Source organism: Citrobacter sp. 172116965 (genome assembly GCF_013458095.1).
In the GTDB taxonomy this organism is placed as follows: domain Bacteria; phylum Pseudomonadota; class Gammaproteobacteria; order Enterobacterales; family Enterobacteriaceae; genus Citrobacter; species Citrobacter braakii.
In genome coordinates this window covers 2,274,546-2,288,842 of sequence record NZ_CP046673.1, presented here as the reverse complement: position 1 = coordinate 2,288,842, position 14,297 = coordinate 2,274,546, and the positions used below count along the sequence as shown (strand labels likewise).

12 protein-coding genes and 1 other RNA gene are annotated in these 14,297 nt (G+C 50.9%); 10 read left to right on the top strand and 3 right to left on the bottom strand.

The genetic code is table 11. From position 1 onward, the window contains the following. Positions 1 to 122: 122 nt before the first annotated feature. Complete coding sequence (locus GPJ68_RS10985; RefSeq protein WP_016156364.1) at positions 123 to 974, top strand: Vmh family MBL fold metallo-hydrolase; 852 nt, start codon at positions 123 to 125, stop codon at positions 972 to 974. Positions 975 to 1,041: 67 nt separating this feature from the next. Here the strand turns inward: GPJ68_RS10985 and GPJ68_RS10980 are convergent, their stop codons facing one another. The 3 genes from GPJ68_RS10980 to GPJ68_RS10970 form a co-directional block, all read right to left on the bottom strand. Then, entirely contained in the window at positions 1,042 to 1,230 is a 189-nt protein-coding gene (locus GPJ68_RS10980; RefSeq protein WP_029139522.1) for a YdiH family protein, read from the bottom strand. Positions 1,231 to 1,307: 77 nt separating this feature from the next. Then, positions 1,308 to 1,718, bottom strand: a complete 411-nt coding sequence (gene menI / locus GPJ68_RS10975) for a 1,4-dihydroxy-2-naphthoyl-CoA hydrolase (protein ID WP_016152900.1) — start codon at positions 1,716 to 1,718, stop codon at positions 1,308 to 1,310. Beyond that, complete coding sequence (locus tag GPJ68_RS10970; RefSeq protein WP_104651777.1) at positions 1,715 to 4,771, bottom strand: FAD-binding and (Fe-S)-binding domain-containing protein; 3,057 nt, start codon at positions 4,769 to 4,771, stop codon at positions 1,715 to 1,717. Before GPJ68_RS10970 ends, menI begins: the two co-directional genes overlap by 4 nt. A 213-nt stretch (positions 4,772 to 4,984) precedes the next feature. On the opposite strand from GPJ68_RS10970, the gene ydiK reads away from it, so the two are divergent. The 9 genes from ydiK (at position 4,985) to GPJ68_RS10925 (ending at position 14,246) form a co-directional block, all read left to right on the top strand. Continuing rightward, positions 4,985 to 6,094, top strand: coding sequence for an AI-2E family transporter YdiK (gene ydiK / locus GPJ68_RS10965; protein ID WP_016156362.1), 1,110 nt, complete (start codon positions 4,985 to 4,987; stop codon positions 6,092 to 6,094). A gap of 184 nt (positions 6,095 to 6,278) precedes the next feature. Beyond that, an RNA gene (gene rprA, locus GPJ68_RS10960) (antisense sRNA RprA) lies at positions 6,279 to 6,386 on the top strand. A gap of 158 nt (positions 6,387 to 6,544) precedes the next feature. Beyond that, positions 6,545 to 6,901, top strand: coding sequence for a YdiL family protein (locus GPJ68_RS10955; RefSeq protein WP_016156361.1), 357 nt, complete (start codon positions 6,545 to 6,547; stop codon positions 6,899 to 6,901). A gap of 48 nt (positions 6,902 to 6,949) precedes the next feature. Continuing rightward, complete coding sequence (locus GPJ68_RS10950) at positions 6,950 to 8,170, top strand: MFS transporter (RefSeq protein ID WP_180837346.1); 1,221 nt, start codon at positions 6,950 to 6,952, stop codon at positions 8,168 to 8,170. A 240-nt stretch (positions 8,171 to 8,410) separates the two neighbouring features. After that, a complete protein-coding gene (locus tag GPJ68_RS10945; RefSeq protein ID WP_104651778.1) occupies positions 8,411 to 9,646 on the top strand; it encodes an MFS transporter in 1,236 nt (411 codons plus the stop codon). Positions 9,647 to 9,667: 21 nt separating this feature from the next. Continuing rightward, positions 9,668 to 10,534 carry a quinate/shikimate dehydrogenase gene (gene ydiB, locus GPJ68_RS10940; protein ID WP_016156358.1) on the top strand — a complete coding sequence of 289 codons (867 nt, stop codon included), beginning with the start codon at positions 9,668 to 9,670 and terminating at the stop codon, positions 10,532 to 10,534. Positions 10,535 to 10,570: 36 nt separating this feature from the next. Further along, a complete protein-coding gene (aroD, locus tag GPJ68_RS10935) occupies positions 10,571 to 11,329 on the top strand; it encodes a type I 3-dehydroquinate dehydratase (protein WP_016156357.1) in 759 nt (252 codons plus the stop codon). A gap of 156 nt (positions 11,330 to 11,485) precedes the next feature. After that, positions 11,486 to 13,081 carry an acyl CoA:acetate/3-ketoacid CoA transferase gene (locus tag GPJ68_RS10930; RefSeq protein WP_180837344.1) on the top strand — a complete coding sequence of 532 codons (1,596 nt, stop codon included), beginning with the start codon at positions 11,486 to 11,488 and terminating at the stop codon, positions 13,079 to 13,081. Positions 13,082 to 13,094: 13 nt separating this feature from the next. After that, entirely contained in the window at positions 13,095 to 14,246 is a 1,152-nt protein-coding gene (locus GPJ68_RS10925) for an acyl-CoA dehydrogenase (RefSeq protein ID WP_019076672.1), read from the top strand. The last annotated feature ends 51 nt before the right edge of the window (positions 14,247 to 14,297 follow it).

Sequence of the window (14,297 nt, the reverse complement as noted above, 5' to 3'; positions counted from 1 at the left end):
TGCATCCCATCCGATCGTTTTATGAAACTCAGCATGTCCTAATAAGGGAATTCTAACAGATCCGAATTTCCTTAAAATACAGGAACTATCAAAAGACAATTCCCTGCACAAGGATACCTGGCATGAAAGTTAAAACGCTGGCCCTGCTGTTACCTCTGTTCGCCTCTTCAGCCTTTGCCGCGACGCTACAGCTGGACGTCTACAATCCACAGGACAAGGCTATTTTCCCGGTCTCTTCAACGCTGGTTTCAGGACCGAAAGAAGCAATATTGTTTGACGCACAGTTCAGTACTAAAGATGGTGAACAGCTGGTGCAGATGATTCGCGCCAGCGGTAAAACGCTGAAGGCCATCGTGATCACCTCCGGCGATCCGGATTTCTATTTCGGACTGCAGCCTATCGTCAAAGCCTTCCCACAGGTAAAAGTCCTGGCAACACCGCACGTAGTAGAGCATATCCGTGCCACCAAAGAGGCCAAACTGCAATTCTGGGGTCCGCAAATGAAGGATGGCGCGCCAACATCGCTCACTGTTCCGCAAGCGACAACGCAAACGCATTTCACGGTTGATGGTGAAACGCTGGAACTGCGCCACCCTAATGATTATGCAGCCTATGTCTGGATCCCGGCAAACCGTGCCATTATTGGCGGTACCGGCGTGGCGTCTGGTATACACGTCTGGACGGCGGATACGCAATCTGCAGAACAGCGTAGCGCGTGGCGTAGCGTACTGAGCGAAATGCAGAAGTTACAACCCACCCAGGTGGTCCCGGGGCATTACATCGGCGAACGCCCTGCGGGCGATAAAGCGATTCGCTTCACACAGGACTATCTGCAATCGTTTGAGCAGGCGTTAGGGGCGAAGAAAGGTTCGGATTATGTGATTAAAACCATCACCGCGGCATGGCCAGGTCTTGCAGACGCAAGTTCTCTGGAGCTAAGTGCGAAGGTTAATACTGGTGAGATGAAGTGGTGATTGAGATTTAACGCAAAAAATAACCCCGAACGCGTGTCGGGGTTTCATTACGATAAGCATACCGGAATCAATGAACGCCCATGCGCCAGGCAAAATAGATCTCTTCTTTAAGTTCAGTCGAAGAAAGCGTCAATAAATCCGCGAACTCCAGCTCTAACTGTTTCAGTCTTTTCAGGTACTGAGCTGGTGAAAGATCGGTTTTATCACGACGTAAAAACTCTATTGCCAGTTGGGCCGGGTCTAATTGGGTAGACATATCATCCTCGCTTGTGTTCAAAACCTGCACAGTATAACACCATTCCCTGTGCAGATAATGACCAAAAGCAATATGCATCACAAAATTGCTGTTGTCAGACGCGACGTGCAGCACAATCGTCCCTGCTCATCGAAGATTTCGATTTGCCATACCTGATGACGGGAGCCGGTATGCACCGCGCGACATACCCCTCTGACGCGCCCTTCCCGCGCCGAGCGAATATGGTTGGCGTTGACCTCCAGGCCCACCACTTTCTGCTCACCCTGAGTACACAGGTAGCCAGCCACCGAACCAATGCTCTCAGCCAGCACCACGGACGCGCCGCCGTGCAGCAAACCAAATGGTTGTTTAGTACGGTGGTCTACCGGCATTGTGGCTTCCAGCGTGTCATCGCCAATGTGCACAAAACGAATATCAAGCAGCCCAACCATATTTCCTTCACCCATGGCGTTGAGCGCTTCGAGTGTGACTTCACGTTTCCAGATCATCCTATAATCTCCAGCAGTGCCTGTAATGGATGGCGAACGCCCGTGCCTTCAACGCGTTTAACCTGACTGCGACAGGAGTATCCGGTAGCCAGACAACGGTTACGCGGCAATCGTTGCATTGCCTGGTGCCATGATAGCTCATAGATCCCCAGTGAGTTCTGATGATTCTTCACTTCGTGGCCATAGGTGCCCGCCATACCACAGCACCCTACGCTGATGTTCTCCAGCTTCGCGCCAAAGCGGGCAAAAATAGCCGCCCACTGAGCAGGCGCGCCCGGCAGGGCCGTCACTTCGGTACAGTGTCCAAAGAAGTACCACGGTTCACCGCCCACAGCGACTGGCGGCTGTGACTCCACAACTGTCGATAACCATTCGTTGGCGAGTAACACATGGAAATCGCCCCGATGTTCCCCGAGCGCCAGTTTGTATTCATCGCGATAGCAAAGCACCAGCGCCGGATCGACACCCACCATCGGAATATTCAGCTTCGCCACCCGATTGAGAAACTCAGATGTTTTCTTTGCGGTTTTAGCAAAACGGTTTAAAAAGCCCTTAATATGCTGGGCCTTGCCGTTTGGCGAGAACGGCAGCAGTACCGGCTGCAAACCCAGCTTTTCAACCAGACGTATAAAATCAGCCACCACCTGTGCATCGTAATAGCTGGTGAACGGATCCTGCACTACCAGCACCGTACGGGCTTTTTGCTCAAGGCTGAGTAATTCGAGCTGTTCCAGCGTCATATTGGCGGAACGATGGCCAACCAACTGACGTTGAAGCGACGGCGCAGACAGCAGCGGTAAGTCGACCATGCCGATGTGCTTTTTAGCCAGATTACGCACCAGCGGCTGGTTGATGAAGAAGTTAAACGCGTTGGGCGCCCGCGCCATTAACGGCGCATAACTCTCAACGGTCGCCACCATGTGATCGCGCAACGGCCGCAGATAACGCGTGTGATACAACTGCAGGAAGCGTGAGCGGAACTCCGGCACATCGATTTTAATCGGGCACTGTGTGGAGCAGGCTTTACACGCCAGACAACCCGACATTGCCTCTTTCACTTCGTGCGAGAAATCGTATTCACCTTTGCGCGCATGCCAGCTGTTGCGGGTACGGGCAATCAGCGTACGTAAACTGGCACGTTTTTCCGGTAGCTCTTTTTCCAGCTGTAGCGGGTCAATCCCGCGATCTGCCAACAGACGCAGCCATTCACGCACCAGCGTAGCTCGCCCTTTCGGTGAATGGATGCGGTTGAGGCTGATTTTCATCGACGGACACATCGGGCTTTTCGCATCAAAGTTAAAGCATAACCCGTTGCCGTTACACTCCATCGCCCCACGCCACTCCTGGCGTACGGCCAGCGGGATCTGACGGTCATACGTTCCGCGCTTCACCGCGTCCACTTTCATCATCGGCGCATCAACATCTTCCGGTGGACAGATTTTGCCCGGATTGAGCCGGTTTTGCGGATCAAACACCGATTTCACTTTACGCAGTTCACGATACAGTTCCTCACCGAAGAACGCCGGGCTATATTCTGCACGAAAACCTTTCCCGTGCTCGCCCCACAGCAGACCGCCATATTTTGCCGTCAGCGCGACAACATCGTCAGAAATGCGTTTCATCAGCACTTCCTGCTGCGGGTCGCACATATCCAGCGCAGGTCTGACGTGCAGCACACCTGCATCCACGTGACCAAACATGCCGTAACTCAGGCCGTGGCTATCGAGCAGTGCGCGGAACTCGGCAATATAGTCAGCCAGATGTTCCGGCGGAACGCAGGTATCTTCAGCAAACGGAATCGGCTTCGCGGCCCCTTTCGCATTTCCCAGCAGACCGACAGCTTTTTTACGCATCGCGTAAATGCGCTCGACGCCTGCCAGCTCGGTACATAGCTGCCAGCCTATAACGCCCGCTTCCTGACGCGCGATTAAGCCATCCAGCCGTTCGCACAGTGCGCTGACTTGCGAATCAATCAATGCTTCATCGTCACCGGCAAACTCCACAATATTCAGACCCAGCATCTCTTTATCCGCCACATCGGTAATCAATTCACTTACCGAGTGCCAGACAATATCTTCCCGTGCCAGGTTAAGCACTTTGGAGTCGACGGTTTCTACCGACAGCGCGCGCGCTTCCACCATCACCGGGGCATTACGCAAGGCCGAGTCGAAAGAGTCGTACTTAACGTTAACCAGTTGTCTGACTTTGGGTAGCGGCGTGATATCGAGACGGGCTTCGGTGATAAACGCCAGCGTACCTTCAGAGCCAGTAAGAATGCGGGTTAAATCAAATTCGGTCATCTCATCGTTAAAGACGTGCCGCAGATCGTAACCGGTCAGGAAGCGATTAAGTTTCGGGAATTTATCAATGATCAGCTGTCGGTTGTCGCGGCAACGCTCATAAACCGTCTTGTAAATGCGGCCAATAGTGGTGTTGCTATTACCCAGCGTTTGGGCAAGTGCGACCGGCATTGGCTGGGTATCAAGAATATCGCCGCCCATCAGCACCGCGCGGATACCCAGCACGTGATCGGAGGTTTTACCGTAAACCAACGAGCCTTGTCCGGATGCGTCGGTATTGATCATCCCACCCAGCGTTGCCCGGTTACTGGTGGATAACTCGGGGGCAAAGAAATAGCCGTAAGGCTTCAGAAACTGGTTGAGCTGGTCTTTTATCACCCCGGCTTCAACCCGCACCCAACCTTCCTGCACATTGATTTCAATGATGCGGCTCATATAGCGGGACATATCAACAATAATGCCCTGATTCAGCGCCTGACCGTTGGTCCCGGTGCCGCCGCCGCGTGGGGTAAAAATCAACGAAGAGAAAAGAGGTTCCGCCGCCAGACGAGCGATGAGCGCCACATCTGCGGTTGAACGAGGGAATACGACAGCATCAGGAAGCAGCTGATAAATACTGTTATCCGTCGACATTGTCAGACGATCGGCATAGCTCGTTGCCGTATCGCCCGTAAATCCTTGCTGCTCCAGTGCCTGCAAAAAATTGAGCACCAGTTGAACGACACCTGGCGCCTGAGAAATTTGTGGAATCATTATAGTGACCCTTTCCTGCGGTCTGTGTTGTGAATTTAATCGTTTGCGTGTTGCTTTGTTTGTTGTATCACATTTTTTTCTAATACGCTCAGCAGATTTACAGGCAGAATCCGCCTGTTAAAAACCGCTGAAATTGCTCATCATTACAGGGTGTCATTTAAGTGTTCACGTCGCGTCAACGTTCTGGCGCAAAGACAAAGGTGAAAAGTATTTATGGTAAATTTCCGCCAGCCCAAGGATATTGCACAAGTGCTGCTATCGGCGCTGTTTTTAGCCGTCATGATTGTGGCCTGTCTTTGGATTGTTCAGCCCTTTATCCTCGGTTTTGCATGGGCGGGGACGGTGGTCATTGCGACCTGGCCGATCCTGCTACGCTTACAAAAATTGCTCTGGGGCCGTCGCTCGCTGGCCGTGCTGGTGATGACCCTGCTGCTGGTGCTGTTGTTCATCATTCCTATCGCGCTACTGGTCAATAGCATTGTTGATGGCAGCGGGCCATTGATCCATGCCGTAACCGCAGGCGATATGACCCTGCCGGATCTGGCGTGGCTGAACAGTATTCCGTTGGTCGGCGCCAAATTGTATGCCGCTTGGCACAGTCTGCTGGATATGGGCGGCGCGGCCATCATGGCCAAGGTTCGTCCTTATATCGGCACGACGACGACCTGGTTTGTTGGCCAGGCTGCACATCTTGGCCGCTTTATGATGCACTGTGGTCTGATGCTGCTGTTCAGCGCCCTGCTGTACTGGCGCGGTGAACAGGTGGCGTTAGGTATTCGCCACTTCGCTTGTCGCCTGGCATCCAAACGTGGCGATGCCGCCATTCTGCTGGCAGCACAAGCCATTCGCGCCGTCGCATTAGGCGTTGTGGTCACCGCGCTGGTGCAGGCAGTGCTTGGTGGCATTGGTCTGGCGGTAACCGGCGTGCCGTACGCCACGCTGCTGGCGGTATTGATGATCCTGTCTTGTCTGGTGCAACTGGGGCCATTGCCGGTGCTGGTCCCGGCCATTATCTGGCTGTACTGGACGGGCGATTCAACCTGGGGCACGGTGCTGCTGGTGTGGAGCGGCGTGGTCGGAACGCTGGATAACGTTATTCGCCCGATGCTGATTCGCATGGGGGCCGATTTGCCGCTGATCCTGATTCTCTCAGGGGTCATCGGCGGACTGATTGCCTTCGGCATGATTGGTCTGTTTATCGGCCCGGTGGTACTGGCCGTGTCCTGGCGTCTGTTCTCCGCCTGGGTAAACGAAGCCCCTGCGCCAGGTAGCGATCCCGACGAAATCCTCGAAGAAATTGCTGAAATCGAACGCAATAAGTAATCCCACGTCAGGCGGCACCGCCGCCTGATTGTTTAACATTGCTAATCAATTCCGCCCACTTACTGAATAAGACCCAACGTTATTCTTCTTTAAATACTCATTTGCTTCGCAAATTATTTACAGTTTTTAAACTATTGAGATGAATCTGATCGACGTAAAAAATCAGTATGCCTACTATTAGCCCATGGCTTTAGATCAACACATTGATTTATAAGCATGGAAATCCCCTGAGTGAAACAACGAATTGCTGTGTGTAGTCTTTGCCCATCTCCCACGATGGGCTTTTTTTTGTCCTTCGCGCGCCTCGCCACCAGCCTTACCGCACCACAGCTCCCCTCTTCCCCGTTGATAAACAAATAATATTGCACAAGATACTGTGACTCTCTTCAAGCCGAAATATCCACAGCAATGTTATTACTATTCCACCGTCTTTTATGAGGTGATCAAATAATGAACGCATTGGAACTCCAGGCTATCCGCCATATTTTTGCTATGACGGTAGAAGAAAGCGCTATGTATATCTCGCGGGATCACAATGTTGCCGCCTGGCAACAATGGGAGAATGGCGAAAGGGAAATCCCGGAAGACATCACGCGCATTTGTGCAGAAATGAAAGCCAGACGAAAGTTAAGAATTAACGCCATTATCGAAAAAATAAATAACCGTATCGGTAATAACACCATGCGTTTCTTTCCCGATCTGATCTCTTTTCAGGCAGTTTATCAGCACGATGATTTTCTCGACTGGAAAATCTATCAATCGGCCGCTGTTGAACTGTATGCCCACGACCTTGAGCGTTTGTGTTAAGAGACCGCAGCGCCACACTCATTTAGCCTCTTCGCTGAGTAACATATTATGAAAAACACCTATTTCTCCACTGCGATAGGGCTGTACTTTAATTACCTGGTACACGGCATGGGGGTCATTCTGATGAGCCTCAATATGTCTTCACTGGAACAACAGTGGCACACCGATGCCGCAGGGGTCTCAATTGTTATTTCCTCACTCGGCATTGGCCGTTTAAGCGTGTTATTGGTGGCGGGCATGCTTTCCGATCGCTATGGCCGCAGACCGTTTATTATTTTCGGTATGGTCTGCTACCTGCTGTTCTTTGTAGGCATCATCAATACTCACAGCATTTATATTGCCTATGCTTTTGGATTTTTAGCTGGAATGGCAAACAGTTTTCTTGACGCCGGAACTTACCCCAGCCTGATGGAGGCGTTTCCCCGCTCTCCCGGCACGGCTAATATCTTAATTAAAGCGTTTGTTTCCATCGGTCAGTTTCTGCTGCCGATGATTATCAGTCTGCTGGTGTGGGCAGAACTTTGGTTTGGCTGGTCCTTCCTTGTGGCGGCCGCGGTAATGCTAATCAATGGCGTATTTTTGTTTCGCTGTCGATTCCCGGCCCATCCTGGGCATCAAGCCCCCCTCAAGGCATTACCCGTTGAACAGAAAAGCATACAATCTGAACATCGTTGTTCTCTTCTCGATCTCGCCAGTTACACTCTGTACGGCTACATCGCCATGGCGACATTTTATCTGATAAGCCAGTGGTTGGCACAGTACGGACAGTTTGTCGCCGGGATGTCCTACACCTTATCGATCAAGCTGTTAAGCATTTACACCTGCGGTTCTCTACTGTGTGTGTTGATCACCGCGCCACTGGCACGAAAGACGGGGCGCGCAACCTCTCTGTTAATGCTGTACACCTTTATCTCATTTATCGCCTTGCTGATGGTTTGCCTGCATCCGTCGAGCTACATGGTGATCGTCTTCGCATTTGTCATCGGTTTCTCTTCAGCCGGAGGCGTTGTACAAATCGGTTTAACGCTGATGGCCGCACGCTTTCCCGATGCGAAGGGCAAAGCTACCGGGATTTACTACAGCGCGGGCAGCATTGCGACCTTCACCATCCCACTGATAACGGCAAGACTCTCGCAGACCAGCATTGCTCACATCATGTGGTTTGATACCGGCATAGCCGCGGTAGGCTTCCTGTTAGCATTGTTTATTGGCTATCGCAGCCGTATCGCGACAAAGCAGCAACTAAACATGGCGACGGTCGTAAAATAACGCGGATGCAATATTGTTCTCTCTCGCTGCAAAATAATTGGTCGCGGTTTTAAAACTTCAGCAAATTGTTGGTTGAAAGAATTAAGTTTCACAGTTGAGCATGCAACATACCTGGTAACTTAAACGCCATGCTATGTAGGCACAATATCAGCACCCCAGTATATTAATCACAAGGTCGCCGCAATTTAAACAAAATCGACGAGCACAGAACAATTTTAAAATCCGCAAGGAGTTGTGAACATGTCTCAAAATAAGACCTTTAATACGCCATTTCTTTTGGCGATAATCTGTATTTATTTAAGTTATTTTTTACACGGCATTAGCGTCATTACACTGGCGCAAAACATGAGCTCTCTCGCAGAAAAATTCTCCACTGACAATGCTGGGATAGCCTATTTAATTTCCGGAATTGGTCTTGGCCGCCTGGTGAGTATTTTATTCTTTGGTGTGCTCTCAGATAAATTTGGTAGACGGGCTATCATTCTGTTAGGGGCAATTCTGTACATGCTGTTTTTCTTCGGCATTCCCGCCAGCCCGAATCTGATGATTGCCTTTATTCTCGCTGTTTGTGTCGGCGTCGCTAACTCGGCCCTGGATACAGGTGGCTATCCGGCATTGATGGAATGCTTCCCTAAGGCATCTGGGTCAGCGGTTATCCTGGTTAAAGCGATGGTCTCATTCGGGCAGATGATCTACCCCATCGTCGTCAGCACCATGCTGCTCAACCATATCTGGTACGGCTATGCGGTCATTATCCCGGGGATACTGTTCGTCATCATAACGTTGATGCTGCTCAAAAGCCGTTTCCCCAGCCAGATGGTGGATGCGGGCATTGCAAAAGAGCTACCACAGATGAACAGTAAACCGCTGGTCTGGCTGGAAGGCGTAGCCTCCGTTATGTTTGGGGTGGCCGCATTCTCGACCTTTTACGTCATCGTAGTCTGGATGCCGAAATACGCGATGGCATTTGCCGGCATGGCAGAAGCCGACGCGCTGAAAACCATCTCTTACTACAGTATGGGTTCGCTGGTCTGCGTGTTTATTTTTGCTGCACTGCTCAAGAAAATGGTTCGACCCATTTGGGCGAATGTGTTTAACGCCGGGCTGGCAACCCTCACCGCAGCGGTTATCTATTTATATCCATCCCCATTGGTGTGTAACGCCGGTTCATTTCTTATCGGGTTTTCTGCCGCAGGCGGTATTTTACAGCTCGGCGTTTCGGTGATGTCAGAGTTTTTCCCCAGGAGCAAAGCCAAGGTCACCAGTATTTATATGATGATGGGGGGCGTAGCTAACTTTATTATCCCATTAATCACCGGATACCTTTCTAACATTGGCCTGCAGTACATCATTTTGCTGGACCTCGCATTTGCTTTGCTGGCCTTCATCACCGCCATCATCGTCTTTATTCGTTACTACCGCGTATTTGATATTCCCAAAAATGATGTGCGGTTGGGCGAACGTTATTTTCAATAAATTGCTTAGAAGGAGTATCAAATGGACGTAACTGCAAAATATGAACTGATTGGTCTGATGGCCTACCCGATCAGACACAGCCTGTCGCCTGAAATGCAAAATAAGGCATTAGAAAAAGCGGGATTACCTTTTACCTACATGGCATTTGAAGTCGATAACTCCACGTTTGCTAATGCGATTGCCGGGCTGAAGGCCTTAAAAATGCGCGGTACCGGAGTCTCAATGCCCAACAAGCAACTGGCATGTGAATATGTTGATGAATTAACGCCTGCAGCCAAACTGGTCGGCGCGATTAATACTATCGTCAATGATGATGGTTACCTGCGCGGCTACAATACTGATGGTACGGGTCATATTCGTGCCATCAAGGAAAGCGGTTTCGATATCAGGGGTAAAACCATGGTACTGTTGGGCGCAGGCGGCGCGTCAACGGCCATTGGCGCCCAGGCGGCGATTGAAGGCATCAAAGAAATCAAACTCTTTAACCGTCAAGATGAGTTCTTTGCCAAAGCGCAGGAATTCGCCAAACGTGTTAATGAAAATACCGATTGCGTGGTCACCGTTATCGATCTCGACGATCGACAGGCTTTTGCGGACGCACTGGCCAGCGCGGATATTCTGACTAACGGTACGAAAGTGGGAATGAAGCCGCTGGAGAACGAATCTCTGGTGACCGACGTTTCCCTGCTACGCCCGGATCTGCTGGTGACTGAATGCGTCTACAACCCGCATATGACCAAATTATTGCAACAGGCACAACTTGCCGGTTGCAAAACGATTGATGGTTACGGCATGTTGTTATGGCAAGGGGCTGAACAGTTTAAACTCTGGACCGGGAAAGATTTCCCTCTTGAGTATGTGAAACAGGTTATGGGTTTTGCAGCCTGATGGGCAAGCATTTGTAAAATATTTAAAGGGTAATCGATGAAAACCGTAACCGTAAAAAACCTCGTCATTGGCGAGGGTGCGCCGAAGATCATTGTCTCACTGATGGGTAAAGACATCGCAACGGTAAAAAGCGAAGCGCTGGCCTATCGCGAGGCGGATTTCGACATTCTGGAATGGCGCGTTGACCATTTCACCGAGGTGTCCTCCGTTGATGCCGTACTGGAAGCTGCACGCGCCATCCGCGAGGTGATGGCTGACAAACCGCTGCTGTTCACTTTCCGTAGTGCCAAAGAAGGTGGTGAACAGACGCTGGCTGTCGAAAACTATATTGCGCTAAACCGTGCGGCGGTAGATAGCGGTCTGGTCGATATGATTGACCTGGAGCTTTTCACCGGTGACGAACTGATTAAAGCCACCGTCGAATATGCACATGCAAAAAATGTCGCCGTCATTATGTCGAATCATGATTTCCATAAGACGCCAGCGGCACAAGAGATTGTCCTGCGCCTGCGTAAAATGCAGGAGCTTGGCGCTGATATCCCGAAAATCGCCCTGATGCCGCAAAACAAGACGGATGTATTGACCCTGCTTGGCGCAACTCTGGAAATGCAGGAACGCTATGCCGATCGCCCGATCATTACTATGTCGATGGCTAAAACAGGGGTGATTTCACGTCTGTCCGGTGAGGTTTTCGGTTCAGCGGCAACCTTTGGCGCGGTGAAAAAAGCCTCTGCCCCTGGGCAAATTTCGGTCACCGACCTACGTACCGTTTTGACCATATTGCATCAGGCGTAATAGTACCGTTTATCCATATTAATATCAGTAATGCCCTGCCCCAGATATTCGCTTAATCACGAATATCGGGCAGATGGCCGGACATTATTAAATAACTCACATTATTATTGTCGAATATAGCGACAGGTAGTCGCACGCATATAATCTGGAGTTCACATGAAATTATCAAGACCAAAACGCATTGATGGTCGGGTCCCCGTATTATCCGCAGCGGATGCCATTAATTATATTCCTGATGAGGCAACGCTCTGTGTATTAGGCGCAGGCGGCGGTATTCTCGAAGCAACAACATTAATTAACGCGCTGGCTGAAAAATATAAAAACACACACTCCCCCCGAAACTTATCATTGATTAGCCCAACGGGATTAGGTGACCGTGCTGACCGTGGAATTAGCCCGTTAGCACAAGAAGGTTTAGTCAAATGGGCATTATGCGGCCACTGGGGACAATCACCACGAATTTCCGACCTCGCTGAGCAGAATAAAATTGCCGCCTATAACTATCCTCAGGGCGTATTAACCCAGACCCTGCGTGCCTCGGCAGCCCACCAGCCGGGTATTCTGAGTGAGATCGGTATCGGAACATTTGTCGATCCCCGCCAACAGGGCGGAAAGCTGAATGAAGTGACCACCGAAGATCTGATCAAGCTGGTGGAAATTGATAACAAAGAGTACCTCTACTACAAAGCCATTGCGCCAAACATCGCCTTTATTCGCGCCACCACCTGCGACAGCGAAGGTTACGCCACGTTTGAAGATGAAGTTATGTATCTCGACGCGCTGGTGATTGCTCAGGCCGTTCACAACAACGGCGGCATCGTCATGATGCAGGTGCAAAAAATGGTGAAGAAAGCCACACTGCACCCAAAAGCCGTGCGTATTCCGGGCTATCTGGTCGATATTGTGGTCATCGATCCCGATCAAACTCAATTGTACGGCGGTGCGCCGGTTAACCGCTTTATCTCGGGCGATTTTGTCCTTGATGACAGCCAGCAGACTGCCCTGCCGCTCAATCAGCGTAAACTGGTGGCCCGACGCGCCCTGTTCGAAATGCGTAAAGGCGCGGTCGGCAACGTTGGCGTGGGTATCGCCGATGGTATTGGTCTCGTTGCTCGCGAAGAAGGCTGCGCTGACGACTTTATTCTGACGGTCGAGACCGGCCCGATTGGCGGAATTACCTCCCAGGGCATCGCTTTTGGCGCCAACGTCAACACCCGCGCGATTCTGGATATGACCTCCCAGTTTGACTTCTACCACGGCGGTGGGCTGGATGTATGCTATTTAAGCTTCGCCGAAGTGGATCGCCACGGCAACGTCGGCGTACATAAATTCAATGGCAAAATTATGGGGACCGGCGGTTTTATCGATATTAGCGCCACCTCGAAGAAAATAATATTTTGCGGCACCTTAACTGCCGGAAGCCTGAAAACGGAAGTTGCCAATGGCAAATTAAATATCGTGCAGGAAGGCCGGGTGAAAAAATTCGTAAACGAATTACCTGAAGTCACTTTCAGCGGAAAAATTGCACTCGAGCGCGGACTGGATGTCCGTTACATCACCGAGCGCGCTGTATTTACGTTAAAAGAAGATGGCCTTCATTTAGTCGAAATTGCGCCAGGAGTCTCTTTGCAGGAAGACATTCTGGACAAAATGGATTTCCCTCCGGTTATTTCTCCGGAACTGAAACTGATGGACGAAAGATTATTTATCGATGCTTCGATGGGTTTTATGTTGCCCGATGCCGCCAATTAAAAGGAGTACCCTGATGGATTTTTCATTAACTGAAGAACAAGAGCTGCTGCTTGCCAGCATTCGCGAACTGATTACCAGCAATTTCCCGGAGGAATATTTCCGTACCTGCGATCAGACGGCGACCTATCCGAAAGAGTTTATGCGCGCCCTTGCGGACAACGGTATTTCAATGCTGGGCGTTCCGGAAGAGTTCGGCGGTATCCCGGCAGATTACGTCACGCAGATGCTGGCACTGATGGAAGTTTCCAAATGCGGCGCACCCGCTTTTTTAATCACGAACGGTCAGTGCATTCACAGTATGCGTCGTTTTGGCTCCGCCGAACAGTTACGTAAAACGGCAGAAAGCACCATGGAAACGGGCGATCCGGCTTATGCGCTGGCATTAACCGAACCGGGAGCAGGTTCAGACAATAACAGCGCCACCACCAGCTACACCCGCAAAAACGGCAAGGTATATCTCAACGGACAAAAAACCTTTATCACCGGCGCTAAAGAGTATCCTTATATGCTGGTACTGGCTCGCGATCCGGAGCCGAAAGATCCGAAGAAAGCCTTTACACTGTGGTGGGTGGATTCGAAGAAACCCGGCATTAAGGTTAATCCGCTGCATAAAATCGGCTGGCACATGCTCAGCACCTGCGAAGTCTATCTTGATGATGTTGAAGTAGACGAAAGCGATATGGTCGGCGAAGAAGGCATGGGCTTCCTCAACGTCATGTACAACTTTGAGATGGAACGGTTGATCAACGCCGCGCGTAGTACCGGTTTCGCCGAGTGCGCCTTCGAAGATGCCGCCCGTTACGCTAATCAGCGCATCGCATTTGGTAAACCGATTGGCCATAACCAGATGATCCAGGAAAAACTGGCGCTGATGGCGATTAAAATTGAAAACATGCGCAATATGGTGTTGAAAGTCGCCTGGCAGGCCGATCAGGAACAGTCGCTGCGGACCAGCGCGGCGTTGGCAAAACTGTACTGCGCCCGCACGGCAATGGAAGTGATTGATGAAGCCATTCAGATCATGGGCGGGCTGGGTTACACCGATGAAGCGCGCGTTTCCCGATTCTGGCGCGATGTTCGCTGCGAGCGCATTGGCGGCGGCACCGACGAAATTATGATTTACGTCGCCGGACGCCAAATCCTGAAAGATTACCAGAATAAGTAAGCGGTAATTCGTGCCGGATAGCGCACAAGCGTTTTCCGGCACGAGCCAGGA

Bases quoted from the DNA above. Each gene is read 5' to 3' on its own strand.
- GPJ68_RS10985 (WP_016156364.1), top strand. From the start codon at position 123: ATGAAAGTTAAAACGCTGGCCCTGCTGTTACCTCTGTTCGCCTCTTCA.
- GPJ68_RS10980 (WP_029139522.1), bottom strand. From the start codon at position 1,230: ATGTCTACCCAATTAGACCCGGCCCAACTGGCAATAGAGTTTTTACGT.
- menI (WP_016152900.1), bottom strand. From the start codon at position 1,718: ATGATCTGGAAACGTGAAGTCACACTCGAAGCGCTCAACGCCATGGGT.
- GPJ68_RS10970 (WP_104651777.1), bottom strand. From the start codon at position 4,771: ATGATTCCACAAATTTCTCAGGCGCCAGGTGTCGTTCAACTGGTGCTC.
- ydiK (WP_016156362.1), top strand. From the start codon at position 4,985: ATGGTAAATTTCCGCCAGCCCAAGGATATTGCACAAGTGCTGCTATCG.
- GPJ68_RS10955 (WP_016156361.1), top strand. From the start codon at position 6,545: ATGAACGCATTGGAACTCCAGGCTATCCGCCATATTTTTGCTATGACG.
- GPJ68_RS10950 (WP_180837346.1), top strand. From the start codon at position 6,950: ATGAAAAACACCTATTTCTCCACTGCGATAGGGCTGTACTTTAATTAC.
- GPJ68_RS10945 (WP_104651778.1), top strand. From the start codon at position 8,411: ATGTCTCAAAATAAGACCTTTAATACGCCATTTCTTTTGGCGATAATC.
- ydiB (WP_016156358.1), top strand. From the start codon at position 9,668: ATGGACGTAACTGCAAAATATGAACTGATTGGTCTGATGGCCTACCCG.
- aroD (WP_016156357.1), top strand. From the start codon at position 10,571: ATGAAAACCGTAACCGTAAAAAACCTCGTCATTGGCGAGGGTGCGCCG.
- GPJ68_RS10930 (WP_180837344.1), top strand. From the start codon at position 11,486: ATGAAATTATCAAGACCAAAACGCATTGATGGTCGGGTCCCCGTATTA.
- GPJ68_RS10925 (WP_019076672.1), top strand. From the start codon at position 13,095: ATGGATTTTTCATTAACTGAAGAACAAGAGCTGCTGCTTGCCAGCATT.